We start from the raw sequence: 455 nt of genomic DNA on the forward strand, positions 1-455 counted from the left end.
CAAAAGCGGAGTCCGCGGCATATAATTTGTGCTGAAGACCTGCCGAAACAAGGCCGATTTTCCTTCTGAGCCTGTCACCGAGCTCTGTTTTGCCGAACTGATGGCCGAGCACCTGCATCTCTCCTGAAGTGGGGAAGTAATAAGAGCATAACATATTCAGCAAAGCCGTTTTTCCGGCTCCGTTTAATCCGTACAGCACCCAATTTTCGTTTTTCTCGACGCGCCAGTTAATATCTTTCAAAATCCATTTCCCGTTTCTTTTTAATGACACACTGTCCAGCTGTAAAATCATTGCCGTTTCCCCCGTTTACTTTATTTAAATTTTCTAAAAACTTTTACACATTAGAATACATCACTTTTTTGCAAACGTAAACCATCGCATGAAAAAAGCCTTTAAACAAGGTTTAAAGGCTTTTTCCGTTATTGATGGATATTTTTATTCATTTGTTTAATGG

At 40.0% G+C, this 455-nt stretch carries 1 protein-coding gene; it reads right to left on the bottom strand.

Going from position 1 to position 455, the window contains the following annotated elements; all coding sequences use genetic code 11:
- A partial coding sequence (locus tag ACTD9P_RS29890) for an ATP-binding cassette domain-containing protein (RefSeq protein ID WP_438870458.1) occupies positions 1–292 on the bottom strand: 292 nt, incomplete at its 3' end.
- Positions 293–455: the final 163 nt, after the last annotated feature.

Origin of the sequence: Pseudomonas onubensis (genome assembly GCF_965653655.1) — a bacterium.
Taxonomy (GTDB): Bacteria; Pseudomonadota; Gammaproteobacteria; order Pseudomonadales; family Pseudomonadaceae; genus Aquipseudomonas.